This is a genomic window from Ruminococcus sp. HUN007, from assembly GCF_000712055.1.
Lineage (GTDB): Bacteria > Bacillota > Clostridia > Oscillospirales > Ruminococcaceae > HUN007.
The window spans coordinates 544,783-568,504 of record NZ_JOOA01000002.1 but is presented as its reverse complement, the minus strand read 5'-3'; the positions used below and the strand labels follow the sequence as shown (position 1 = coordinate 568,504).

Sequence of the window (23,722 nt, the reverse complement as noted above, 5' to 3'; positions counted from 1 at the left end):
TGTGATTAATCCGCAGGCGGTTTTCTGTTGCAGTTTTTAATACATGTCATTGGTTTCGCCTCTTTTCTGCGAAATCAGTAATTATTTCTGGCGTCGTATGAATCTGCTCTTGCTTCGTCGTTCCGTATGAAGTCCTTATCTTCAGCTTCCTTGTAGAGAACGCTGAAGAAGTAGGATTTACGGTTTGTAATGTCAGACCGTACCTCAGTTTTGCTGATAGCTCGTTCGATACATTCAAGATCAACACGCAGCATCACTTCAGCAATTTCACGGCGGCTTTTTATCTCACCGCATATATCCTGAAACGGAGACTTTGAGCAGATCCCGTCAACTATCATTCTGACGATGTTGTTATATAAATGCGCTCCTCGATGTAGTTTTTGAGGCGTGAGAACTTGCTGTTTGCCATGTCCTCGGCTGACACACCTGACGGTTCGGATGTGTCATGCGGCGGGACAAGTATGCCCGCGAATGAATGGTCGCCGTCGTCACAGTGGAAAGTTATTATTTCGGTGACACCTGTATATGTGACAATTTGGTACTTCGTCTTTTTTTTCTTGAACGATCTTGTTTCGGTGCGCAGATCGATGCTTTTTATTGAGGAATAGGGTATCCGCTTCCTGAATATCCTGCTGAATGTGACAGCGTTGTCGTCAGCGGAAAAGCGCACACTGACTAAGATTCGTCCGATAAAGAATGCCAGCACGGAACCTGATATAAAAACTAATATCCAGAATATCCGTCTATCGAGATGGTCACCTTTCATGAATAAATATATCATCAGTCCAACTGCGGCAAAAAATATTAAACCTTCCGTGGCAGAGGTATCGTTGACAGTGTCATAGTCGTATTTTTCTTTCATTTTTTCATTTCCTTTGTCAGATTTTTCTTAGCCTGTCCGCATTTATATATTTATATAAATGCGCTCCTCGATGTAGTTTTTGAGGCGTGAGAACTTGCTGTTCTCAAACTGTGCGGTCATGCTTGCGGGGTCTTTGGCTACCTCGTCATAGTCGATATCCATCTGAGCTGAAAATACGTAGGTCTTTTCTTTTGCGTATATTGTCAGGGTCTCGACATAGCATCTCTGGATGCCCGACTTCTTTTCATCGGGTACGAAGTAGGTCACGCTGATCTCAGGCTGTTCGTCCAGGCTGTCAAGCAGACGGTTCAGGTTAGCGTTAAGATCGGTGATCTCGTCCTCCGTCAGCTCATCTCAGCGGATCATACCCAAGCTCTACGCATTCGCACGAAGCATAAAACGATTTTAGGTCTATCGCTACATATATCTTGTTCATGTTTCACCGTCCTTTATATCATAAGAACTGATAAGCTCTTTAATCCTTTATTTTCTCTATTGTTTTTTGACGATTATATCAAAGACTTTATTATAGCCTTTAATGATTGTACCGACTAATATAGCAGCAATGATACTGCCCTCACGGACACCTTGCAGTTTTCCAAGAAAGATCAGGCATATCACAGCCGATACTGCAATGTAGAGAATGTCAAAGAATATCTTGATATTCTCATAACGCTTGCCAGTGACCTTGCTGATTGCACGGTTCATTGCTTCACCCGGTAGCATCGCAACCGCACCTTTGAATTGTATCCATATTCCGAGCGCAAGAATCACACAACCGAGAAGCATAAAGAGAAACTGCATAGGATAAGCGTTCACTTCTATTTCTCTTATCAGATAGCAGGATAGATTGGTCAGATAGCCGTACACAAATGCGAGAACCGTTTGTATCGCTATCTCGACATAATTGCATTTTCCTTTTAGGATAATGATTTGTGCGGTTATTTGCGTTATACTCAGTAGGTTCAGCCAGCCGCCAAAGGTGAACAGACTGCTCACAAGAGATACCGAATACGGCACAGAAGCCACAGGCGATGTACCAAGTCCTGCCTTTGTGGAGAAAGCAACACCCATTGAAGCAATAAATAGTCCTGATAGAAACAGCAAATATCGTTGTATCAGATCTTTTGGATTTTTCTTTTCTTTGTCTTTTACCACAGGTAGATTTTCTCCTTTGACAGATGCTTATAATCAGCGTAGAACCATGTACACACTATGTCACAGTTCCTTTCTGATTTCTCTAAATTGCTCTTATTTCAATTGATCATACTAAAGAAACGGATAGCCGTCTGCTGTGTGAGGACAGTTATCCGTGTTTGAGCGTATTCAGTTACTAAGCTAAATCAGAATTTACTGAGCCGATTAACTTTCAGTTTTTTGGTTATAGTTCAGTTTTTCGGATATCGGAAGTTAATCGACAAATTCCGATTTAGCAGAGAGGGCTGTATTGCTCTCTTGCTTAACCTTATTATACCAAACCACCCCGAAAAATTCAATCAGTAAAACCTTTTTTATTGCGCAGCACCGTCATTTATGATATAATTTTTTTAGTTTGAGTTATTTATATAAAATTCCTTTATACTGCTGTCCCGGAAAGGAAGCAGAAGAAACAGAATTTTCGGCTTTTAGCGCAGAGAAACATTGTTAAGACTTGAATTATTGTCTGTTTTTTGGTATACTAAAAATGATACAAAAGAACGATAATAACATCTGCGAAGGGAGCGTGAGAATATGGGAACTTATATCAATCCCGGTAATTCCGGATTTGATGAGATAAACGATGAGGATTATGTGGACAAGACAATGTTAATTTCGCTTGTCAACTCACGTATTTGCAAGAAGAATAAGCTGATATGTATCAGCAGACCACGCCGCTTTGGTAAATCTTATGCTGCTAAAATGATAAGTGCATATTATGACTGCACTTGTGATTCCCACAGGCTTTTTGATGATAAGAAAATTGCCGAATGTGATTCGTATGAAAAACATCTGAATCAATACAATGTTATTAACCTTGATATCACATGGTTTATTTCTATAGCACAGCGAAAAGGAATTGCTTTAAAAGAAGTACCTGATCAAATTGCTGATGCAGTTAAAGAAGATTTGTTAGCGATGGATCCGAATCTTCCTGTCGATAAGGGACTGGAAGAGCTATTGATTGCATATGTAAATAAAAAAGGAAATAAACCTTTTATTTTTATTATTGATGAGTGGGATGCCATGATCCGTGAAGCAAAAGATGATCCTGAAGCTCAGAAACGATACCTTAATCTTCTAAGGGGATGGTTTAAGAGCAACGTCTTTACTCCGAAAGTGGTAGCCGCCGCTTATATGACGGGTATCCTTCCTATAAAAAAAGATGGTTCGCAGTCTGCGATTTCTGATTTTGATGAGTATCCGATTATTGAACCGTGTGACTTTGCTGAATTCACAGGCTTTCTGGAAGAAGAAGTACAGCAAAAATGTCTGGCACGAGGCCTTGACTATCAGGAAGTCAAGGAATGGTATGATGGATATGATTTTCCGAATATAGGAGCAATTTATAATCCGTATTCGGTAATGAAGGCGCTGGAAAAGAAAAAGTGTCAGTCATATTGGACGCAAACATCTGCAGCAGAATCTCTGAAGTCCTATATTAACATGAATTTTGATGGGCTACAGGAAACAATTGCTAGATTAGTATCGGGCGAGGACATCTCTGTAAATGTTAGAAGCTTTCAAAATGATTTTGAAACCTTTAATAAAGCGGATGATGTTTTAACGCTTCTCGTTCATTTAGGATATCTGACATATCATGCAGATAATAAAACAGTTCATATTCCAAATAATGAAGTTCGTGAAGAATTCCAGCAATTCATTTCTTCTCAAAATGAAGGCAAGCAATGGATGAAACTCATCATGCGGTCAAAGAAACTTCTTGACGCAACTCTTAAAGAAGATGCTGATACAGTAGCAGAAATCATGGAAGAGATCCGCTGCGAGAATTACGCTCCACAGTTTTATAACAATGAACAGGCTTTGAGAGCGATTATAAAATATGCATACATTTGCACGGAGGGCAGTTTCGCAAAAATAGAAGAAATGCCGTCCGGAAAAGGCATTGCTGATGTAGTTTATATTCCAAAGCCTATGTCAAATTATCCTGCTTTAGTGATTGAGCTGAAATGGAACAAGACTGCTGGCGGTGCAATTGAGCAGATCAAGGCTAAGAAGTACACAGCTGCTTTAAAGCCATTTGCCGGCAATATCATTCTGGCTGGAATCAATTATGACGAGAAAACAGGTAAGCATACCTGCACGATCGAAAAAGCATAAAACCGAATATCTTTCAAGCCGTCTGTGATTTATCCGCAGGCGGTTTTTTGTTGCAGTTTGTAATCTATGTCATTGTTTTCGCCTCCTTTCAGCGGGATCAAAGGTTATGCTTAACGTCATAGTCGATTGCTCTCGATTCGTCATTTCGTATGAAATCCTTATCTTCAGCTTCCTTGTAGAGAACGCTGAAGAAGTAGGATTTACGGTTTGTAATGTCAGACCGTACCTCATTTCTGAGGAACGTAAGAAGTTTGTTCATAGTATCACCGCCTAAAAGAATGAAAGCTGTGCATCTATCCAGCTTTCCTGATTTGCCAGATGTATGACCTCGCCCTCCTGCAAATCACCTACAAGGAACGGCGATTCGGGGTTGTGCAGACGCATATTCCGTCTTACATTTTCGTGGTTATAGTTTGCGTAGCAGTAACGGCAGAGATGTCCGCAGGTATCATAAGCTCCTATATCCGTTCCGAGAACGCAGGCACATTCGGCTCTCTGCGATTTCTTTTTCGGAACGATAAGATTGCTGCCGATCGCAGTTTCAAAGGTCTGCTTTGTCATACATCCGCCGCAGTCCACTCCGTATGGTTCAAGGTCTGTTCCCTCGGCGCAGGCTTTTATTGTGATGCCGTACTGTTTGCCAATCTCTGCAAACGTCCTGCCGATGGTGATACGCTCCTGCGGTGTGACTGTCCTTGCCTGCGGAAAATTGCGTTTTACCTTTTCATAGAGGTCAATGAAGCTGATAACGCAGACTTTTGTATATCCCGAAAGTATGCGGCACATTTGCTCAAAGTCGGCTATATGCCGTTCAAGCGTGTAGGTGCGGTCGATGAATATCGGATCATACCGCCAGCCCACACAGTTCACTCCGACCTTTTCGGAAAGCGTGATGAAGTCCTGCATTACCTTTTCTTTTGGCGGAACATTCGGCTCAACATCTTTGCCGTAGGGCGTGATCGATACGAACCAATACTGATGATAGACTTTCAGCTCATCAAGGTGCTTCAGCATCGGTTCAGGATTCTTCGTGCAGAAAGCAAGGCAGTCCACCACATCGGTATTCAGTTCATAGCGAGTGATCCAGTCGGGGCGGTAAGGATTGCGCACCAACGCAAAGCCTGCCCGTATCCTGTTCATGAACCACTGCGAATAAAAACCCGGAATATCCGTCCGCATACCCGTGTTGATTATCATGTACCTCACCGTCCTTTCTTCCTATTTTACCATATTCAGCTCGTTTTTACAACGGTCAGTCCTCATCAAGTATGTGTCAAAGCGGAGCGTACCACGAAGTTCGCAGTCTTTATAATCATGCGAAGTTTGTAACATTCAAATGGTTGAATCGAAGAAGCCAGAGAAAGAGCTTTACTTGGAAGAAATTTCAGCCAGTATGGAATGAAAGGATAAGAAAACCTATAGTTTGTTGAGTATGCACATATTTTTTCACAGTCCTTTTATGCAATCCACCAAAGTTGTAATGTTAATATTGACAACTTAACGTTTACATGATATATTGATATCAGAAAGTTGAAACAGTAGTGCTTACAACTTTGCATGGACACCCGAAACGCTTCCTCAGCACTCCACTTCACTTGCTCACCTGTGTGACATTCTTTCGGGAACTGACACAAGACTTCTCGTTGTCGGCGGCGCAGGAAGCCTGTATGTGAACGCTGAGCATACCGCCTGCGTTTCTGACGGTGCTGATTTTCCCGAAGTGTTCAAGCCGCTGGCTTCTGCTATGGCAAAGGCGCTTGGCGAACTCCGTCAGAGAAATGACGTAAAGTGGACTTACATCAGCCCCGCAGGAGATTTTCAGGCTGACGGCGAACGCAGCGGCAAGTACATTCTCGCAGGCGAGGAGCTGACGCTCAACTCTAAGGGCGAGAGCATTATCAGCTATGCAGATTACGCTATTGCAATGGTGGACGAGATTGAAAAAGGCGCTCACATCAGGCAGCGTATCAGCGTGGTAAGAGAGTAAGAAAGAGATGAGCATCTATGCAGATAACAAGTAAATTCACAGTGGCAGTGCATATCCTCACCTGCATCGACATTTTTGGCGGTCAGATGAGAGTGACCAGCGACTTCCTGTCGGGCAGTACGGGTGTAAATGCGGTGATAGTCCGTGGTGTCCTCGGACAGCTTCGCAATGCAGGGATAGTTGAAACTCGTCAGGGCAGCGGCGGCGCACACCTTGCAAAAGCACTTGACGAAATAACGCTGTACGATATTTACAAGGCGGTTGACTGCGTAGATGATGAGGGGCTGTTCCACTTCCATGAAAATCCCAATGCGGATTGTCCTGTGGGGCGCAATATCCATAAGGCTATGGACGACAGACTGCAAACGGCTCAGGCGGCTTTGGAAAATGAGCTGAAAAGCACTACACTTGCGCAAGTTGTTGCTGATACACGCAAGATAATAGACGGAGAATAAAAAAAGAGTGTGCTGAAATGATCGGCACACTTTTTCCATAGGAGGACATATGACAGCACATGATTATCTGAATTTTATCGTGGACGGGATACACTCCACTGTTGTTGCAACAGTGGACAGCGATGGTCTGTCCTGTGGGGGCAGTCATAAGGAGATGATCGTATGGTGAAACTTGATCTTCTGATAAACTATCTGCTGTCAGAAAGAAACGATGTTGACGAAATAGAGATACCAAACAATGATGCGGATAAATTCCGCCTTTACAGAAGCCTTGTGAATATCCGCCCTGCTGTCAAGGCGGACGAGGATTATCTGCAAGCCGAGGACGAATATCTCACAGCCTTGACCGAGAGCAAGGGTATCACGGATATTGCAGATCTGTCGCCAATAGAGGACGGAATTTATCTCTGGAAAGGTGATATTACCACGCTCCGATGCGGTGCGATAGTCAACGCTGCCAATTCGGGAATGACGGGGTGCTGGCAGCCGTGCCACTCTTGTATCGACAACTGTATCCACACCTTTGCAGGGGTACGGCTTCGTTACAAGTGCGGTCAGATCATGCAGACACAAGGGCATGAAGAACCCACGGGTAAGGCAAAAATAACGCCTGCCTACAACCTGCCCTGCGGCTATGTGATACACACCGTCGGACCGATCGTAGACAGTATTCTTACAGATGAACATTGCCGTCTGCTTGAAAGCTCCTACAAAAGCTGTCTTGAGATAGCCGTACAGAACGGTATCAGGAGTATCGCTTTCTGCTGTATCTCAACGGGTGTGTTCGGATTTCCGCAGGATAAAGCGGCGGAGATAGCAGTCCGCACCGTCAGGGAATTTCGCAAAAGCTACGATACACAAGTCATTTTCAATGTATTCAAGGAGGACGATCATGAGATCTACAAGAGATTACTCGGCGGAAATTGACCTTCTGAAAAAAGAAATACAGACTGCCGATGCAATCGTCATCGGTGCAGGTGCAGGACTTTCCACCGCCGCAGGCTTTACCTATTCGGGAGAGCGTTTGCAGAAGTATTTTGCCGATTTCGTGGAGAAATACGGCTTTCGGGATATGTATTCCGGCGGATTCTACTCCTTTTCTACTCTTGAAGAACAATGGGCGTACTGGTCACGCTACATCTGCATCAACCGCTACATGGACGTGGATAACGGCACATACAAGCGTTTGTTTGAGCTTGTGAAGGATAAGGACTATTTTGTTCTCACTACCAATGTTGACCACCTATTCCAGAAGGCTGGCTTTGACAAGCACCGTCTCTTCTATACACAGGGCGACTACGGTCTCTGGCAGTGCAGTGAGCCTTGCCATCAAAAGACCTATGACAACGAGGAAACCGTCAGGGCGATGTTTGAAAAGCAGAGGGATATGCGTGTTCCGTCAGAGCTTGTTCCGCACTGTCCTGTCTGCGGAAAGCCCATGAGCATGAACCTCAGAGCAGATGACACCTTTGTCGAGGACGAGGGATGGCACAGAGCAGCGGAGCGTTATGATGAGTTCCTGCGCCGCCATGAGGGACTGCATATCCTGTTTCTGGAGCTTGGTGTCGGCATGAACACGCCTGTCATCATAAAGTATCCGTTTTGGAAGATGACCTATGCAAACCCGAAGGCGGTCTATGCCTGCCTGAATTTCGGGGAAGCGTATGCGCCGGATGAGATAGCAGAGCAAAGTATTCTTATCAATGGGGATATTCATAGTATTTTAGACAGGATATAAAATCAAGGCTATTGCACCGTCAATGTGCAATAGCCTTTCTGTTCCATGATATATTCCTCCATTTTGAGATCATATAACAAAAATGCAGCCGACATTGCCGACTGCATTTTTTTGACCTCTGCTAAGTTATATCAGCACCACTCGTTCCAATTCCCACTTTCGTATTGCTTATCAATATAGTCCTTTGAATATTTGCGATGAAAAGGGATGTTATGTAAAGTAACAGCCCTTGTGCGCTACTTTGAATCCAGTGGGTTCAAAGTGTTTATTTCTTCATAAGTCCTGCCCCTGCATTCCAAGCCTGACCGACCTTTTCACCAATGGAGAAATACCCGTTTCTGTACTGGTCAAATACAAGTGCATTGACTTTTTCGGGCAGAATCTTATCCTTGTCACCGACAACGCTTTCCTCAGCGCTTACATTGACGATCTTACCAACGATAGCGTGCATATTCTCAGTGTTGATCTCCTCGGCAAGCTCGCACTCCAGTGCCACGGGATACTCCGTGATGATCGGAGCATTGACGAATTCGCTCTTGACGGCGTGGCAACCGCTTTTCTCAAACTTATCAGGCATCTTGTTACCTGTTGCAATGCCGAAGAAATCAGCGGTTTCCATATTCGACACATCGGCAATGCTCACCGTGAATGCTTTGGTTTCAATGATGTTCTTTGTAGTCTTATGATCTGAGTCGATGAATAGTGCAATCTTGTCCATATCGCATATCTGTGCCCAGGCAGCGTTCATCGCACAGATATTGCCGTCAGCTCCGTATGCTGCTACGATGACAACAGGCATTGGGAAAAGAGCCGGCTGTACTCCTAAATTCTTTCTCATTTTGATTACCTCCGTTATAACATTCAGGCTTGACATTTTTCTTGCCTGTACTATAATTATAACACAAACACAACCTATGTCAATTCTCTGCCTGCAAGCAAAGTGATAAATGGTTTACAAGCATCTGAAAAGTTTGATTTTTATATCACTGATTCGAATGCTTTCTCTATCATCAATCGTGTTTTATTATTTCGACCCCGGCTGATATTTCATTTCCAGGCTGATTTTTGTTTGCCGCAGACTTAGTTCCTTATATGTCCTTATTATCAGGAACAAGGTAACCACAAATGTCAGTAAATCTGATACAGGCATTGAATACAGCACACCATCCAGTCCGAAGAACAACGGCAGAATCACAGCAAAGCCTACACCGAATACGATCTCCCTTATCATGGAAAGTACTGTTGATTCCACAGCCTTGCCCATAGCCTGCAGGAAGATAAAGCAAGCTTTGTTCACGCAGGCAAATATCATCATACAGAGATAGATGCGGAAAGCGTGTACCGCAAAATCTGTGTAATAGCTGCTCTCGTTCGCAGCTCCGAATATGCCGATAAGCTGACGTGGGAAGAACTCCACAAAGATCAGGGCGACCGCTCCGACAGCTGCTTCTGCTAACAGGAGCTTTGTGAACAGTTCACGCACCCGGCTTTTCAGCCCTGCGTCCATACAGCGTGAAGCTATAAGCCGGAATTACGCTTAAAGCCACACGCTGTTTTGATGATATGAAATTGTATCAGTCGAGATAAGAGCCGACAGGTGCTGTATTGTTTCATGCTATATGCTTTTCGATATATTCAACAACTTCGCTTTTGTCGATATCAAGAGCGTAGGCAAACTCCTCAAAGAGCATATTTTCAGCAAGGCTAAGATAGTTTTCGTCCGTGGAACGGAGCTTCTTTCCGCTTTCGGCAAGCTCCTTGCGGCGAAGGTACAGCGTTTTGATAAGTCGTATGATCTCATGTTTGTCGGCATCTTTAATGATGCGGCTGTATTCTTCCTTACGCCTGATGTCGTTGTCTATCCATATAAGTCCCTCGGAGTTCATGTGGGAGATCAGCTCATCGACCTCAGCCTTTGAGCATATCGGGTGCATCTTGCTGAGAGCCGTGTCATTATTGGTAGGTACATAAAAGATGTTTTTATCAGAATTTATAAGCTTGAGAATGTAATATTCCTGTTCTTCTCCTGTAAGATTACGCTTTTCTATCGCTGTTACCTTACATATGCCAAATGAACTATACATTATCTTATCGCCTATGCTGTACATAAGTATCACCTCATAAAAAAATAGAACGTGAAGCAAGTAACTGGACTTACGCAGTAACTGCTACACGTTCTCTTATTCTATTATATCACTTTTCAAGGAGATAAAGCAAAGGGACTTTTGCACAAATATTATGCCTTTACAGTCTGAGCTGATTCGGCTTTTCTTCTGAATACCGCCTTGAAGCATGTCCTGATAAAAGGCTGGATAAAGAAAAGCTGCGAGAAGAATGCAAACGGGAAATTGAAACATACGAGCCTGATCCAATTGGCAAAGAACGTAAAGATGTTGAATCCTGCATAGTAAGGATAGTAGAGGAAAGCAGCTTCCGCACAAAAAAACACGTTGTACTCAAAGGATACTTCATCTGCGGATAGCATTCCGTGATCAGATTTACGCATTCCTTAGAATACAACGTGTGTCAGTGCTATAAAAATATGATTACCTGAATAGTATAGCAAAAATATTTTTTGATGTCAAAGGCGATATTCAACAAAGTTTTTCAAACTTTCGGATCGACGTTCTGTACTGCAGTCCTTCTCTGTAATATATTTTTTAGGCTGATATGATTAAAAACATCAACAAAAGAATATAACGGGTCATTAATATCGATGATTTTTCTTTTTCCACTGGTAATTTCATTTGGATTGGTGTATAATGAAATGCAGTGTGCATGCCACTTAATCTTGATTCACTTGTAATGTGGAATAGAATATGATTATTTTCAAGCTGACGATAAAAGAAAAAATATCTCAGTAGTATAGTCAAATCAGCAAAAAAAATCTATGAAGGAATTAAAATGAATAATACCATTCTTAGCGTAATTTCTGATTACGCAGTTACAAAATCCAATCGAATTGCTGTTGTATCAAATAAAGAACAGCTTACATATTCAGAATTCTGGAAAGAAATCTGCAGAGCAGCTCATTTTTTCAAAGAAAACGGCATAAATAAGGGGAGTCTGGTCGCCATAAAAGCTGCACAGAGTGCGAGTTATTTAATCTGCTACTACGGATTACAGCTTGCAGGCGCTGTTCCATGTGCTCTTGAACAAAATATGCCATCAAGTTCAACAATACAGGTTGCCTTAAAACTGAAAGCAGATACTGTTATTTCCGAAAAAATTGCCATAAATGATTTACCTGATAATCTGAAATATTTCTCAATGCAGGATATTCGTTCAATAAGCATTTCACTTGCAGATGACATGAGCGGTCTTGAATTTCCATCTGAAAATGACACACAGATCATCATGTTTACAACAGGTACAACAGGTGCATCAAAGGGTGTTGAAATTACATTCAAAGCAATGGGAGCATCTGAACAAAAAATCGCTGATTTCCTTGATATGAAGTACTACGCTGAGCATGGTGTGCTTATTACTCCTACTCCGCTTAATCACGCAAAGGGAATATGGGAAACAGGAGGAATGCTCCGCAGCGGAGGAACAGTTTACATACTTCGTGGAATGGCTGATTTAAATACATACTTCAAAGCACTTGACTATCCGTGCGAAAAACTGCTCCTTTCACTTGTTCCCGCAAATCTCAGAATTCTTCTGACTATGGTACCTGAAAAACTCGCAGAATATTCTGACAGAATAGGGGACATCAAGCTCGGTACAGCGCCATTGCTTGAGCATGACAAGGAACTTTCAATGGAATTGCTCCCGAATACCAATTTTCACAACGCATACGGTTCATCTGAGGCAGGTATTCTCACAAATCTTGTTTACAATAAATATACAGGTCTTGAATACTGCATAGGACAGCTTTTGCCGAATACTGAAGCAATTGTTGTAGATGATGATCGTAAACCAATAAAATCCTCTAAGGAAAACATGGGCAAACTTGCGTTCAGAAGCAATTCAGTAATGAAAGGCTACTACAACGAGCCTGAGCTTACAGCTGAAATTCTTGAAGACGGAATAGTCTATACAAATGATTTCGGCTATGTTGATGAAAACGGATTTGTATTTGTAAGAGGACGTGCTGATGATGTTATCAACACAGGCGGACTTAAGGTTGCGCCGGAGGAGGTTGAGTCAGCCGCTATCCGCATTGAAGGAATAAAGGATTGTATCTGCATCGCAGAAAAAAGTGAGCTTTACGGCAATTCACTTAAACTTCTTGTTGTAATGAAAGAAAAGGGAACTATGGATGCATATGAAATCCGCCGTCAGCTTTCACACAGTCTTGAGCCTTACAAAACCCCTAAGAAGATCGAAGAGGTTGATGAGGTTGCAAGAACCTACAACGGAAAGATGAACAGAAAATTTTACAGATAAGATAATAAATAAACAGCGATCAGCCGATATGACTGACCGCTGTTTTGTTATTTTTCATTATTCTTCGGTGTATGAAAGAAAGACTATAAATTCGTCAGAATATTCCGTTAATTTCCCAGTAAGTGTCTGAGAATGTGCCTGCGATCATTTACAAACATCTTTGTTATCTGATAACTCTGAGTTTCTTCGTAACTTATCGGTGTTATAGTATTTTCGTCAAAGCTCAGTATTTCAGCATCAGGAAATCCGAGCAGGATAGGAGAATGCGTTACTACTATGAACTGTGAGTCGTTCTTCACACATTTTGACATCTCAAGCAACAGAGTAAGCTGCCTTTGCGGTGATAATGCAGCTTCCGGTTCGTCGAGGATATACAAGCCTTCTTTATTAAAGTTGTTTTGTATTACTGAAATAAAGCTCTCGCCGTGTGACTTTTCATGATAGTGCTGAGGAGATCCGCCTGGCTGACTGGAATAATACTCTTCAGCAGATGCTACATTATAAAAGCTCTCAGCTCTTAGAAAATATCCCCATTTTGCTTTTTTATAGCTCCGAATCAGTTTTGTTGCGCCACAAAGCTCAGAATGTGAATCATAAGTTGAAAAGCTGTAATTCATTGTACCGCCTTCCGGATTAAATCCATAAGCAACAGCGATAGCTTCCAAAAGAGTTGATTTACCGCTGCCGTTTTCACCAACAAAGAAAGTAACAGGGGAATGAAACTGCAGTTCATCTATTCCTTTTATAGCTTCAATATTTCTGAGATAGCTGTCATGTTCAATGTTTTCCCATTGAATTTTTAACCCGGTAAGATATAATTCATCTGATAACAGCATAAGTCCTCACCACACCAACCTTATCCACATACTTACCGCACTAAAGCCAAGTGCGCTGCTATCCACTCTTTCCTTAATCCTGCGATAAATCAGATCAGAAATTGTAGTTTTAATCCCAAACACCTCTGATAAATTCCGATTTATGCGAGCGGGTTCCGCACATTGTTTACATTACAAATTATACTACAATCAGTCCTGGTTTTCAATAGCACGCCGCAGGCGTTCCGATGAAAAGGTGGTGTCTGCGGCACAATTAAAAACGGTCTCTGCACGATTGCAGGGACCGTTTAAAATCATCGAACCATTGTGTTAGGTAAGGAGAATCATCATTTCACTTATAAGGACAGATATGAAATGGTAAGACGTGCTGTTGCTAAGTAGTGCTAAGGATCGTTAATACTTGATTTATTGCCTGTTTTTTGGTATACTAAAAATGATATATAAGTACGACAATAACATCTGCGAAGGAGCGTGAGAATATGGGGACTTATATTAATCCGGGAAATGCCGGATTCAGAAAAATCGCCGGTCCGAATTATGTAGATAAGACCCTGCTGATTGATCTGATCAATGAGCGTATCAATGCAGAAAAGAATCTTGTCTGTGTAAGCAGACCACGACGCTTCGGTAAATCCTATGCTGCTAAAATGCTTACAGCGTATTATGACTGCACCTGTGATTCTCACACCCTGTTTGATGATAAGAAGATCGCTGAAAGTGATTCATATGAAAAGAATCTTAATCAATACAATGTAATTAGTCTGGATATCACAAGCTTTATTTCAGACGCCAGAAGTAATGATCTGCCTTTGATAGAAGTTCCGAAGATGATCATGAAGGAAATTCGTTCTGAACTGCGGCTTCTCAATGTAAAACCGTTTTCAGGGCAGTCTTTGAATTCAGAGTTGGTTCAATACATTGATGAATTACATGGTAAACAGTTCATTTTTATTATAGATGAATGGGATGCCATGATTCGTGAAGCAAAGGATGATCCTGCTGCACAGCAGGCTTATCTGAATCTTCTTAGAGGATGGTTCAAAAACAACAGCTTCACTCCGAAAGTAGTAGCTGCTGCATATATGACTGGAATCCTTCCTGTCAAAAAAGACGGATCACAGTCTGCTATCTCTGATTTTGATGAGTTCTCTATGATCAAGCCGCTTGATTTCGGAGAATATGTCGGATTTACTGAAGCAGAAGTGAAAGAAATATGTGAGAAGAAAAACGCTGATTTTGAAATGATGAAAAAGTGGTACGACGGATACTCTTTTAAAAATGTCGGTTCTGTATATAATCCGAATTCCGTTATGAAATCAATAAGAAATGATGATTTCGATTCGTACTGGACGGAAACGTCAGCCGCTGAAGGCCTTCTGGAGTACATCAGTCAGGATTATAACGGTTTGACAAAGACGATAGCTGAACTTATCGGCGGTGTGGATGTCGAAGTCAGCACCACAGGATTTGCTAATGATCTGACTACGTTCCGTGGTAAGGACGATGTCCTGACACTTATGATCCACCTTGGCTACCTTGCGTATGATTCTGTGAATGGAACCGTAAGGATTCCGAACGAGGAAATCAAGAAGGAATTCTCAAAAGCTGTAAAACAGGTAAATCACAAAGCTACGCTTGACCGTCTGAGAGAAAGCGAGCAGCTGTTTCTTGATACGGTAAACGGAAATGCGGATGCTGTTGCTGCACAGATAGAGAAAATCCATCGTGAGGAAACTGCACCGCTGCACTATAACAGGGAAGACAGTCTTCGCAGTGTTATAAAACTTGCTTACTACTCTTACCGTGATCATTATGTTCAGTTTGAAGAACTGGGAGCAGGGGAAGGATGTGCCGATGTTGCATACATACCTCGCCGTGATTCTGACTGGCCTGTGCTGATCATAGAACTGAAATGGAATAAAGACGCGGATGGAGCTATTAATCAGATCCAAAATAAGAAGTATCCTGAGGCACTTAAAAACCTGGGTACAAAGATCCTTCTTGTTGGCATCAGTTATGAGAAAGATGCTTCTGATAATTCAAAGAAGCATACCTGTAAGATCGTGGAGTATGTTCCTGAGTGACAAAAGGTGGTGCCTCCGGCACAATTAAAAAGGTCTCTGTACAATACGTGCAGGGACCTTTTTACTGCGATAAATCAGAATTTGTCAATGTTTCAGCCCAATAAATTGCAGGGGTTTTATCGTTGAGTCCGGTGTTCAGACAAGAATATACCCTCTGAATCCGCGCACAGAATAGTAGGAATCTGCTCCGTTGTGAAAAGTAAAAACGGTATCATAGCGCCGTTCGCAGAACAACGCGCCGCCCTTGCTGCGGATATCCTCCGGCGTAGCGATCCAGCTTGACGTTTTCAAATCAAATGAACCGAGACTTTGCAGTCGACGATAGAGTTCCTCCGTCATCATCGATATGCCGATCTCTTTCGCTTTCCGCTCGGCGCTGCTTGACGGCGGGTTTTTAGCGCGGCTATGCAACGCCTTTTCATCATAGCACAGGCTTCTTCGCCCGACGGGCGATTCCTTTGCGCAGTCGCAGAAAATGAGTTTTCCCGTCTTTACGTCATACCCTATGGTGTCAGGTTCACCGCCGGTTTCCTCCATTTTTTGCAAAATCGTGATGACAGCAGGAACCTCGCGCAGCCTCTGCTCCACCTCAGACCATTCCAAATCCGGATGAAGTTCCTTTTGTTCTGAAAATCTCACTTTCAGTAATTCCAACATCATGCTCGCCTCCTATAAATTCCGATTTATGCGAGCGGTCCCGCATATTACTTATATTACAAATTATACTACGATCAGTCCTGCTTTTCAATAGCATGCCACAGGCGTTCCGATGAAAAGGTGGTGCCTGCGGCACAATTAAAAAAGGTCTCTGCACGGAATGTGCAGGGACCTTTTTACTGAAGTAAATCAGAATTTACCGGTGCGGCCTCCTTAAAATCACAGTGAATTAACCCACTTTTTCAGTTCACTTACCGATGTGTTTGCAGCGAAACGCTTGCCGTCCTTTATAACTGCAGTATCGGAAACGCTGGTTTTCAGTTCCTTTGCGGAGTTGCCCAGACCGCTGCCGCCTGATGTAGCAAACAGAATGATCGTCTTGCCCGAAAAATCATAGGCTTCCAGGAAAGTATTGATGATCGTCGGTGCAACATACCACCATATAGGGAAGCCGATAAAGATCGTGTCATAATCAGCTATGTTGGCATTTGTATCTGCAATAGCAGGACGGAATGACTTGTCATTCATTTCAACCGAGCTTCTGCTGTTCTTATCCTGCCAGTTGAGATCAGCGTTTGTGTACGGCACAGCAGGCTTTATCTCATAAAGGTCTGCTCCTGCGGCTTCTGCAAGATTTTTTGCAAGTCCGGCAGTTACACCGCTTGCTGAAAAAAATGCTACTAAAGTTTTGCTCATGATGGTTTCCTCCTCGTTTTACGATGAATTATAGTAAACGAAAAATATATTTTTCGTTTACTATTAGCCGATATGCAGGGAGCAAACGTAGTTTGCGGATCTGCAAGGCAATATAAATGAATTAATTATAGTGAACGTATAAATCTTTTATGCGTTCACTATAATTATCCTTTTCCTGTATACCGTCCTTGTCGGAGATATTCGTAATTGTCAAAAAACAAAAAGAGTACAGGTTTTATGCCATGTACTTATTATAGCACGGTTTGCTCAGTATGTATAATACTTATATCTTATACACAGGTATGCTCAGAATGTATAGTTTACTATTCACGACCTAATTTTCCCAGTACAAAAGAAAACAACACCACTGGACCGGTTTTATTACCGGCCTGGTGGTGCTGTATTTTTTATTATTCACATTCAGCAAATATTTCTTCGACAGTATATGGGTTACCATCACATAATCTTGTTAATGCATCATATTCGTTGATTCCATTTCTTCGGCATGTTTCAATGTATGTACGAATCATTGCATAGTTATTTGCTGTTTTTGAAGATGCGAACTGACCTGACACCTTCATTTTTGTTTTCGTCCCACGTAGTGCTCGTTCTGAGAGATTATTTGTTGTAGGCAGACTGAAATCATATACCCAGGCGAAGTAATTGCTGCGATATTTTATGATTCTGCGTATCAGAGCGCGTTCCGGACCGCCTGAATATTTTGATGTATTCGCTTCTGCCAGCGTTTCTGCTCTTTGCAGAAGTTCTGTAAGCTTGCTTTCAAAATTTTCAAGATATCCATCATCAAATCGTGTTGTTCCTGCTTGTATCAGATTCTTTCGGTCTTTTATCGTTGCTGATATCAATGCTTTTATTTCAAGCAGTACTTCATGATTGGTTTCATCTGCAAGTTTCTGAAGATCGCGCTGCAAATGTGCATTACACTCAATATTTATGAACACAAAACGTTCATTGTAATTGATGCTGTTATGATCATGCATAACAGATGTTTCAGCAGAAAGATTTTCAAGTATTCCATCCAGAAGAATTCCGTTCATATCTTTGTTTTCATGGGCTGCAAAGAACGCGATTCTTTCGTCTCCGTAAAATCTCAGGCAGATTCTTTTGGTATCGGCGTAAACCACGGTATCATCCCAGTAAATGAGCAGTCTTTTAAGTAACTCCCTTCGCAAATCATTATGAAAAACTGCCAGTGCTTTGGCGGCTCTGGCCTGTACTTTAGCTACATACCCTTCACTCGGACTGATCTCTCCGTTTGTTATGCCCTGAAAGAATACAGGAACCTTATTTATTGACGAATTCATAATATTCAGCAAAACAAGTATCATTGCCTGTACGTTTGCTCCATATCTTACTTTCGTTCTTTTTTCAGGTGCCGTTCTGCTGATCACCAGGGTCCCGCAATTCTTACATTTGTAGACGTAATACTTATGCTTCACCCTCTTTACTTTAACTTCTACTTCTATTTCATAGCGATTTTCTGTTTTTCCGGTATATTCAAACTCATCTTTTTTGCATTTCGGACAACAGTCATCTTCAGTTAAACAATGTTCCGTTATATCAGTTATTGCTTCTTCTGCAGGTGGTTCAAGCTCTGATCTTTTATGCCCTGTTTGGCCTCCTTTGGAATTATCGGTTTCTTCTCTGCTGTTTGGTCTTGCTTTTGATTTCCCGATTGGTGTCTGCGATGTAGGCAGAGATGTATTGGTTCCATCTCTGTCCTGTACCGCTTTCATATGCCGGATCTCGGCTTTAAGTGTTTCTATTATGGTGTCTTTCTCGTCAAGTGCTTTTTGATATTCTTCGTCCTTCTTAGCAAGCTTTTTTTGATACTCACAGAACAAATCATAGTTTTCCTGTCTTAATTTACAGATTGTATCTATCTTTTCATCAAGCTCTTTGGTGTGATTTTCGCATTCAATTACAAGCTGTTCATACCAGATATCGCGTACTTTCTTCACTGCATTTTTTGATGACCGAACTTGTCTGCAAAGCTGTTTTATCCGCCTCTGATATCCAAGATATATGAGATGATGATTATGCTGCAGTTTTTTATATCTCTCACCATTTTCAAATTCTTTTACCAGACGTTTAAGTCTTTTATTTTCATATTGTAATGATGTATTGATAAAAAACTGCCTGTTCATAGCTTGCTTCCTGTTCTGTTTTATTTCTGTTCCAGCGCTCTTTCTGCTGATTCCTTTATGTTCAGTAAGTGATTTTTAAGAATAGCATTTTGTTTTTCAAGTTCGCTGATTCTTTTATCTTTCTGTATACTTTCTTCTTTTAGTTTTTTTATGATTTCCTTGTAATCCGGTTCTGCTGTTACCTTCGTTTCAACAGTATTGCTATTTGATTCTGATTTAGCCTTTCGTCCCGGCTTTCCTGTAGACGGTATCAGTTCTCCCGTTACCGGATCTTCCACTCCAAGATACTTGCGTATTGGTCTTGATTGTTTGGTTACAGGGTCGTAGTGTGATGTTGATTCATAAAGAACCACTCTTCCGGTTTTCTTATCTGTGTAGCGTACAATCGACATGATTTCAGCTTCCTTTCTACACTTGGTACTTATTATTATATCACATACCAACGAAAATGTCAATAGTTTTATTGGTATCTATTTAAACAAATACCACTATGCTTTTTTGTACTTTTTTTTACGTAAAAAAACAGTGCTGAAAACATCGCATTTTCAATGTTTTCAGCACCATTATCATTTTTCTATTTTACATTATTTGGCCGTGAATAGTAACAATGTATAGTCAGTCCTGGTTTTCAATAGTACGCCGCAGGCGTACTGATGAAAAGGTGGTGCCTGCGGCACAATTAAAAAAAGATCTCTGCACGGAAAAACTCTCATAATGATCTCTTTATGTATTCATGTTCAAATTATTTTGCCTTGCAGGACATTTTCTCAACATCGAGCTTAAATACAGCAACACAATTGAGCTTTGCCTCGTCATAGCTCCATTCAGGTCTTGCGGCAGTCTGTTTCATAAGCGTATTCAGACCTTTGATCTTTTCATTCTTATCTTCGACAAGGCTGAGAATACCTGTTCCGATAACGCTCTGGAACTTAGCTGAGAAATTACAGGCTATGTCTGCTTCAAGCAGCTCATAGTTACCGTCTATTTCAAACCCGACTGTCGGAGTATTCTTCGCAAGCTCATACTTTCTGCCTGCTTTAGCGCCGTGAAAATAGAAGCTGTATTTTCCGTTATTATTTATGTATCCGTAGTTTAAAGGGACGATATAGATATCTCCGTCATCATAGAAAGCTATCCTGATGATCTTTTTCTTTTGCAATAAAGGCTTCAATTGCGCTATTGTCAGTTATTTCTCTATCTTTTCTTCTCATTTTTTCTTATCCTTTCTTCAAAACTTCCTTATTCCTGCGATAAATCAGAATTTATCTTTCCAATACCAATCGAGCAAGTTCTACATTGCCGTCTCTTTCAGTTGATTCGATATGGAATCCGCATTTTTCAGTATAAAACTTCACATTTTGTTTTTTGCTTATGGGTGTTACTAAAGTGAGCATCTTCCAATCTTCATAAGATGTCTTTACAAATTGAATTGCTTGTGTCCCTATCCCTTTACCTTGATACTCCGGAATAACGCACAAACAACTAATCTCATAAGTTCCGTTTTCCAGTTTTATACATGAAACACAGCCGACAGATTCATTATCGCATAGTATGATATATTTTATATATTTGCTGATCGACTCTTCCATCATTTCTTTTGTTTTCCCATATCCCGGACACGAACCATATCGCATATAATCATCATAAAAAGACGCATTATAGATATTTACCAATAGTTCTGCGTCTTCTAAAACAGCCTGCCTGTATTCTATCGTCATAATATGTTACCTCTGCAAATACCGATTTATGCGAGTGATCCCGCACATTGTTTATATTACAAATTATACTACTATCAGTCCTGCTTTTCAATAGCACGCCGCAGGCGTTCCGATGGAAATGAGGTTCCTGCGGCACAATTAAAAAGGTCGCGGTTTCTTATTCATAGATGTTTCCTACATAAAAAATATAGTCCAAACATCTGTGTATTTTCTGAATAGATATTTATCAGACAGTAATCTCTATTTGATTATCTTCAACTGCAACAATACAGCTTTCGTAGTATCCGTCTCCGGTAGTTCTCGGACCGCTGACTACTTGATATCCATCGTTATGTAACAGCCTTGTCAGTTCATTAACGTGCTCTTTGCTTCCGACTGAAAACGCAATGTGAATGAAACCTGTACGGTTCAGGGATTTCTTTTCATCTGCCAGATCAGGCTTGTTCATTATTTCCAGTCGTGCACCGTCATCAAAAGATATGAAGTAAGAACGGAAATCTGTTTTTGGATTATGATATCTGTCACCTGATTTTCCGCCGAGATATTTAACAAAGAAATCTCTGACCTTTTCGATATCATTTACATACATTGCAATGTGTTCTATTTTCATTTAAATTACCTCCGCAGATCGCAGCCGGAGATCAACTCCTGATTACCCACGAAAACGCCTTTGCCGTTCGTACATCAGCATCTTTGAAGTGATTACCTTTGTTCCATTCAAGAACGCATTTTACACCGCGTTCTGAGAGCAGGGAAGAGACCACGCGAATTCTGTCGCCGACCGTCGCCATAACGGGGTTTCGGGTTTTTCTACAATCAGTCCTGTAAGTCTGACAGAAAGGCTTGGATCTTTGAGCTGATCTTATCGCTTTTGTAATAATGGATATAGTGCCCGCAGTTAAGTAAAACCATCTCGGCGTTTACTGACTTAGCGTACTCACGTTCGTTGTTTATCCAGTTTGGCGATGTCTGTTTTCCGTCAGATACAAACATTAAAGTCGGACAGTCGGCTTTTCCTGCTCCGTCAACGATTCCGGCGTTTTTTAGTACCTGCTTTGCCTCATTGATATAACAGTTGTTCATAAGGTTACGTCTTTTAAGTAGATTATGCTGCTGTATTTCGTCCTTGCTCAGACTTCTTTTGCTTACAGGATACCAGAACAGCAGTCCGAGATCATTCAGCCTCTTAAATTTCCGCATAAGTGCTAACCGACTGTTGATCTCTTTGTCGCCCCATTCCATATATGTCAGCGGAGTTGCCATATCGAGACCGACTATTGCTTTAATATCGTCAGGATACAACTGCTTCCATCTGATAGCTTCTATTCCGCTCATTGAATGGGGGAGGAGAATATACGGAGCTTTTTCACCTGCCATCTTCAGTGCCTGTTTCTGAAAGGAAACGAGTGAATCTATATCACACGGACATTCATACAGATCAGAATATCCGTAACCGAACTTTTCAATTACAATTATCCGATAATCATCGAGCAGTTTCTGGTATAAGACCTTGAAATCATACATCGGTGCTACCGTGCCTGAACCTGACATGAATACGAGCTTTGGTTTACTCTCATCACCGCATCTGAAGATATGCATTTTATGACCGTTTATCTGAACGAATTCGAGATCTTTTCTGAACTTGTCTTTCATTTTTCACATTTTCCTTGCTACTGTTTATGCTTTATCTTTGTAATTTCCATTTTATACGGGCAGTTACTCACATTACTTATATTACAAATTATACTACTATCAGTCCTGATTTTCAATAGTACGCCGCAAGTGTACCGATGAAAAGGTGGTGCCTCCGGCACAATTAAAAAAGGTCTCTGCACGTAATGTGCAGGGACCTTTTTACTGAAGTAAATCAGAATTTAGAGTAAGATAACTACAATCATTCCTGCTTTTCAATAGCACGCCGCAGGCGTTCCGATAAAAAGTTGGTGCCTGCGGCACAATTAAAATATTCTTTCTTAGTACTGTATAGACTGTCTTTTCTTCATTCGCCTCCAGCTTACAAAACCGTATATGTCATTGACCAGGAATACAGCAAAGCATGTAAGAACCGATAGATAGTGTATATCTTTAATGCTTGCCAAAGTCCATAGTACGATCAGCACTATATCGTTTGCCGCATAAGCGATTGCAAAGAGCGGTATTCTTCTGAATGTGAGATAGACTGCTATGAAACTTGTTGTTACGGACAGCGTACTCGGAATGAGATTTGCTGTATGAAAATGTCTGAGGATAAAATAGAACAGCACAGTGACCGCGGCCGTAAGGAACAGCATCAAAACAGTTTCATTCCTGCTTATATTTCCGACTTTAACTTCAGATTTCTTTCCGTTGAAAGGGTTTTTAAGCCATGATATCAGTGCAATGACCGCCATAGGCATTGTCATACCGATATATGTTATCATTTCGCCATAATAAGAAAATGAGTACGAAATGATACCATAAAGCAGGCTGAATGCAATCATCAGAACCTGACCGGCCGGATTTCCCTTAGCGTTGAAGATCAGTGAAGTCACACCGGTCAGTGAAGCTATCAGAGACAGGCAGTTCGTTCTGTCGAAAGCGAAGAATGCTGTCATAACAAGCATAACTGACGAAAGCCATAATATGATTTCTCCTCTCGAAAAATAGGCAGTTATCTTTCTGAGCATATTGTTTCCTCCAAAATAAAAAGCATCCGAACACATCTTCTAAGACCTAACGATGTGTATCGAATGCTTTACGCATTACTACCCGGTGGCAGTTTATAGTTATTTTATTGTAGTTTTTGAATGCCTGTTCAGTATAACATAAACT

The 23,722-nt window shown here is 41.4% G+C and carries 26 protein-coding genes and 1 pseudogene; 7 read left to right on the top strand and 20 right to left on the bottom strand.

All coding sequences use genetic code 11. From position 1 onward, the window contains the following. Window positions 1–74: 74 nt before the first annotated feature. The 4 genes from CC97_RS06580 to CC97_RS06565 form a co-directional block, all read right to left on the bottom strand. Window positions 75–338, bottom strand: a complete 264-nt coding sequence (locus tag CC97_RS06580) for a hypothetical protein (protein ID WP_044974327.1) — start codon at window positions 336–338, stop codon at window positions 75–77. After that, on the bottom strand, window positions 335–862 hold the full coding sequence (locus CC97_RS06575; RefSeq protein ID WP_044974326.1) for a hypothetical protein: 528 nt from the start codon (window positions 860–862) through the stop codon (window positions 335–337). Before CC97_RS06575 ends, CC97_RS06580 begins: the two co-directional genes overlap by 4 nt. A gap of 42 nt (window positions 863–904) precedes the next feature. Continuing rightward, window positions 905–1,129: a hypothetical protein gene (locus CC97_RS06570; protein ID WP_049962739.1), complete on the bottom strand. Its 225-nt coding sequence runs from the start codon at window positions 1,127–1,129 to the stop codon at window positions 905–907. A 225-nt stretch (window positions 1,130–1,354) separates the two neighbouring features. Next, window positions 1,355–2,020, bottom strand: coding sequence for a DUF6198 family protein (locus tag CC97_RS06565; protein WP_049962738.1), 666 nt, complete (start codon window positions 2,018–2,020; stop codon window positions 1,355–1,357). A 573-nt stretch (window positions 2,021–2,593) separates the two neighbouring features. Here CC97_RS06565 and CC97_RS06560 point away from each other — a divergent pair. Continuing rightward, window positions 2,594–4,180 carry an AAA family ATPase gene (locus CC97_RS06560; protein ID WP_044974325.1) on the top strand — a complete coding sequence of 529 codons (1,587 nt, stop codon included), beginning with the start codon at window positions 2,594–2,596 and terminating at the stop codon, window positions 4,178–4,180. A gap of 97 nt (window positions 4,181–4,277) precedes the next feature. On the opposite strand, the gene CC97_RS20040 is transcribed toward CC97_RS06560, so the two are convergent. Both CC97_RS20040 and CC97_RS06555 read right to left on the bottom strand, forming a co-directional pair. Beyond that, window positions 4,278–4,439 (bottom strand): hypothetical protein, encoded by a 162-nt coding sequence (locus tag CC97_RS20040; RefSeq protein ID WP_156036805.1) that lies wholly within the window; start codon window positions 4,437–4,439, stop codon window positions 4,278–4,280. Window positions 4,440–4,450: 11 nt separating this feature from the next. Further along, on the bottom strand, window positions 4,451–5,377 hold the full coding sequence (locus CC97_RS06555; RefSeq protein WP_044976839.1) for a DUF1848 domain-containing protein: 927 nt from the start codon (window positions 5,375–5,377) through the stop codon (window positions 4,451–4,453). 472 nt (window positions 5,378–5,849) lie between these two features. Here CC97_RS06555 and CC97_RS06550 point away from each other — a divergent pair, with 472 nt between their 5' ends. From CC97_RS06550 to CC97_RS06535, 4 genes are all read left to right on the top strand, one after another. After that, entirely contained in the window at window positions 5,850–6,167 is a 318-nt protein-coding gene (locus CC97_RS06550) for a hypothetical protein (protein ID WP_347493515.1), read from the top strand. Between the two features lie 17 nt (window positions 6,168–6,184). Further along, window positions 6,185–6,622 carry an Rrf2 family transcriptional regulator gene (locus CC97_RS06545; RefSeq protein WP_044974324.1) on the top strand — a complete coding sequence of 146 codons (438 nt, stop codon included), beginning with the start codon at window positions 6,185–6,187 and terminating at the stop codon, window positions 6,620–6,622. A 162-nt stretch (window positions 6,623–6,784) separates the two neighbouring features. After that, the gene (locus CC97_RS06540) at window positions 6,785–7,549 is read left to right on the top strand and encodes a protein-ADP-ribose hydrolase (protein ID WP_044974323.1); all 765 of its coding nucleotides are present in this window, start codon (window positions 6,785–6,787) and stop codon (window positions 7,547–7,549) included. Beyond that, window positions 7,515–8,360: a Sir2 silent information regulator family NAD-dependent deacetylase gene (locus tag CC97_RS06535; RefSeq protein ID WP_044974322.1), complete on the top strand. Its 846-nt coding sequence runs from the start codon at window positions 7,515–7,517 to the stop codon at window positions 8,358–8,360. The genes CC97_RS06540 and CC97_RS06535 overlap by 35 nt, the downstream gene beginning before the upstream one ends. Window positions 8,361–8,625: 265 nt before the next feature. Here CC97_RS06535 and CC97_RS06530 read toward each other — a convergent pair whose 3' ends face one another. From CC97_RS06530 to CC97_RS06515, 4 genes and pseudogenes are all read right to left on the bottom strand, one after another. Next, window positions 8,626–9,198, bottom strand: a complete 573-nt coding sequence (locus CC97_RS06530) for a flavin reductase family protein (protein WP_044974321.1) — start codon at window positions 9,196–9,198, stop codon at window positions 8,626–8,628. 186 nt (window positions 9,199–9,384) lie between these two features. Further along, window positions 9,385–9,861: pseudogene (locus tag CC97_RS06525) on the bottom strand (MATE family efflux transporter); the annotation flags it as partial. A gap of 109 nt (window positions 9,862–9,970) precedes the next feature. Beyond that, on the bottom strand, window positions 9,971–10,468 hold the full coding sequence (locus CC97_RS06520; RefSeq protein WP_044974319.1) for a CarD family transcriptional regulator: 498 nt from the start codon (window positions 10,466–10,468) through the stop codon (window positions 9,971–9,973). Between the two features lie 128 nt (window positions 10,469–10,596). Further along, window positions 10,597–10,866 carry a hypothetical protein gene (locus CC97_RS06515; protein WP_242848146.1) on the bottom strand — a complete coding sequence of 90 codons (270 nt, stop codon included), beginning with the start codon at window positions 10,864–10,866 and terminating at the stop codon, window positions 10,597–10,599. Window positions 10,867–11,264: 398 nt separating this feature from the next. On the opposite strand from CC97_RS06515, the gene CC97_RS06510 reads away from it, so the two are divergent. After that, on the top strand, window positions 11,265–12,752 hold the full coding sequence (locus tag CC97_RS06510; protein ID WP_044974318.1) for a class I adenylate-forming enzyme family protein: 1,488 nt from the start codon (window positions 11,265–11,267) through the stop codon (window positions 12,750–12,752). A 107-nt stretch (window positions 12,753–12,859) separates the two neighbouring features. Here CC97_RS06510 and CC97_RS06505 read toward each other — a convergent pair whose 3' ends face one another. Then, on the bottom strand, window positions 12,860–13,588 hold the full coding sequence (locus CC97_RS06505; RefSeq protein WP_044974317.1) for an AAA family ATPase: 729 nt from the start codon (window positions 13,586–13,588) through the stop codon (window positions 12,860–12,862). A 479-nt stretch (window positions 13,589–14,067) separates the two neighbouring features. Between CC97_RS06505 and CC97_RS06500 the strand changes: the two genes are divergently transcribed. Further along, window positions 14,068–15,672 (top strand): AAA family ATPase, encoded by a 1,605-nt coding sequence (locus CC97_RS06500; RefSeq protein WP_044974316.1) that lies wholly within the window; start codon window positions 14,068–14,070, stop codon window positions 15,670–15,672. 135 nt (window positions 15,673–15,807) lie between these two features. Here the strand turns inward: CC97_RS06500 and CC97_RS06495 are convergent, their stop codons facing one another. From CC97_RS06495 to pnuC, 9 genes are all read right to left on the bottom strand, one after another. Further along, complete coding sequence (locus CC97_RS06495) at window positions 15,808–16,332, bottom strand: DUF4256 domain-containing protein (protein ID WP_347493512.1); 525 nt, start codon at window positions 16,330–16,332, stop codon at window positions 15,808–15,810. Window positions 16,333–16,548: 216 nt separating this feature from the next. Then, a complete protein-coding gene (locus tag CC97_RS06490; protein ID WP_044974314.1) occupies window positions 16,549–17,025 on the bottom strand; it encodes a flavodoxin in 477 nt (158 codons plus the stop codon). A gap of 410 nt (window positions 17,026–17,435) precedes the next feature. Further along, window positions 17,436–19,193 (bottom strand): transposase, encoded by a 1,758-nt coding sequence (locus CC97_RS06485; RefSeq protein WP_044973470.1) that lies wholly within the window; start codon window positions 19,191–19,193, stop codon window positions 17,436–17,438. A gap of 20 nt (window positions 19,194–19,213) precedes the next feature. Next, on the bottom strand, window positions 19,214–19,585 hold the full coding sequence (locus CC97_RS06480; RefSeq protein ID WP_044973469.1) for a hypothetical protein: 372 nt from the start codon (window positions 19,583–19,585) through the stop codon (window positions 19,214–19,216). Between the two features lie 350 nt (window positions 19,586–19,935). Then, entirely contained in the window at window positions 19,936–20,352 is a 417-nt protein-coding gene (locus CC97_RS06475) for a pyridoxamine 5'-phosphate oxidase family protein (protein ID WP_242848145.1), read from the bottom strand. A 103-nt stretch (window positions 20,353–20,455) separates the two neighbouring features. Next, entirely contained in the window at window positions 20,456–20,911 is a 456-nt protein-coding gene (locus CC97_RS06470; RefSeq protein ID WP_044974313.1) for a GNAT family N-acetyltransferase, read from the bottom strand. Between the two features lie 226 nt (window positions 20,912–21,137). Next, window positions 21,138–21,521, bottom strand: a complete 384-nt coding sequence (locus CC97_RS06465) for a VOC family protein (RefSeq protein WP_044974312.1) — start codon at window positions 21,519–21,521, stop codon at window positions 21,138–21,140. A 206-nt stretch (window positions 21,522–21,727) separates the two neighbouring features. Continuing rightward, the gene (locus tag CC97_RS06460) at window positions 21,728–22,564 is read right to left on the bottom strand and encodes an alpha/beta hydrolase (RefSeq protein WP_044974311.1); all 837 of its coding nucleotides are present in this window, start codon (window positions 22,562–22,564) and stop codon (window positions 21,728–21,730) included. Window positions 22,565–22,884: 320 nt separating this feature from the next. After that, window positions 22,885–23,577, bottom strand: coding sequence for a nicotinamide riboside transporter PnuC (gene pnuC, locus CC97_RS06455; RefSeq protein ID WP_156036803.1), 693 nt, complete (start codon window positions 23,575–23,577; stop codon window positions 22,885–22,887). Window positions 23,578–23,722 lie beyond the last annotated feature (145 nt).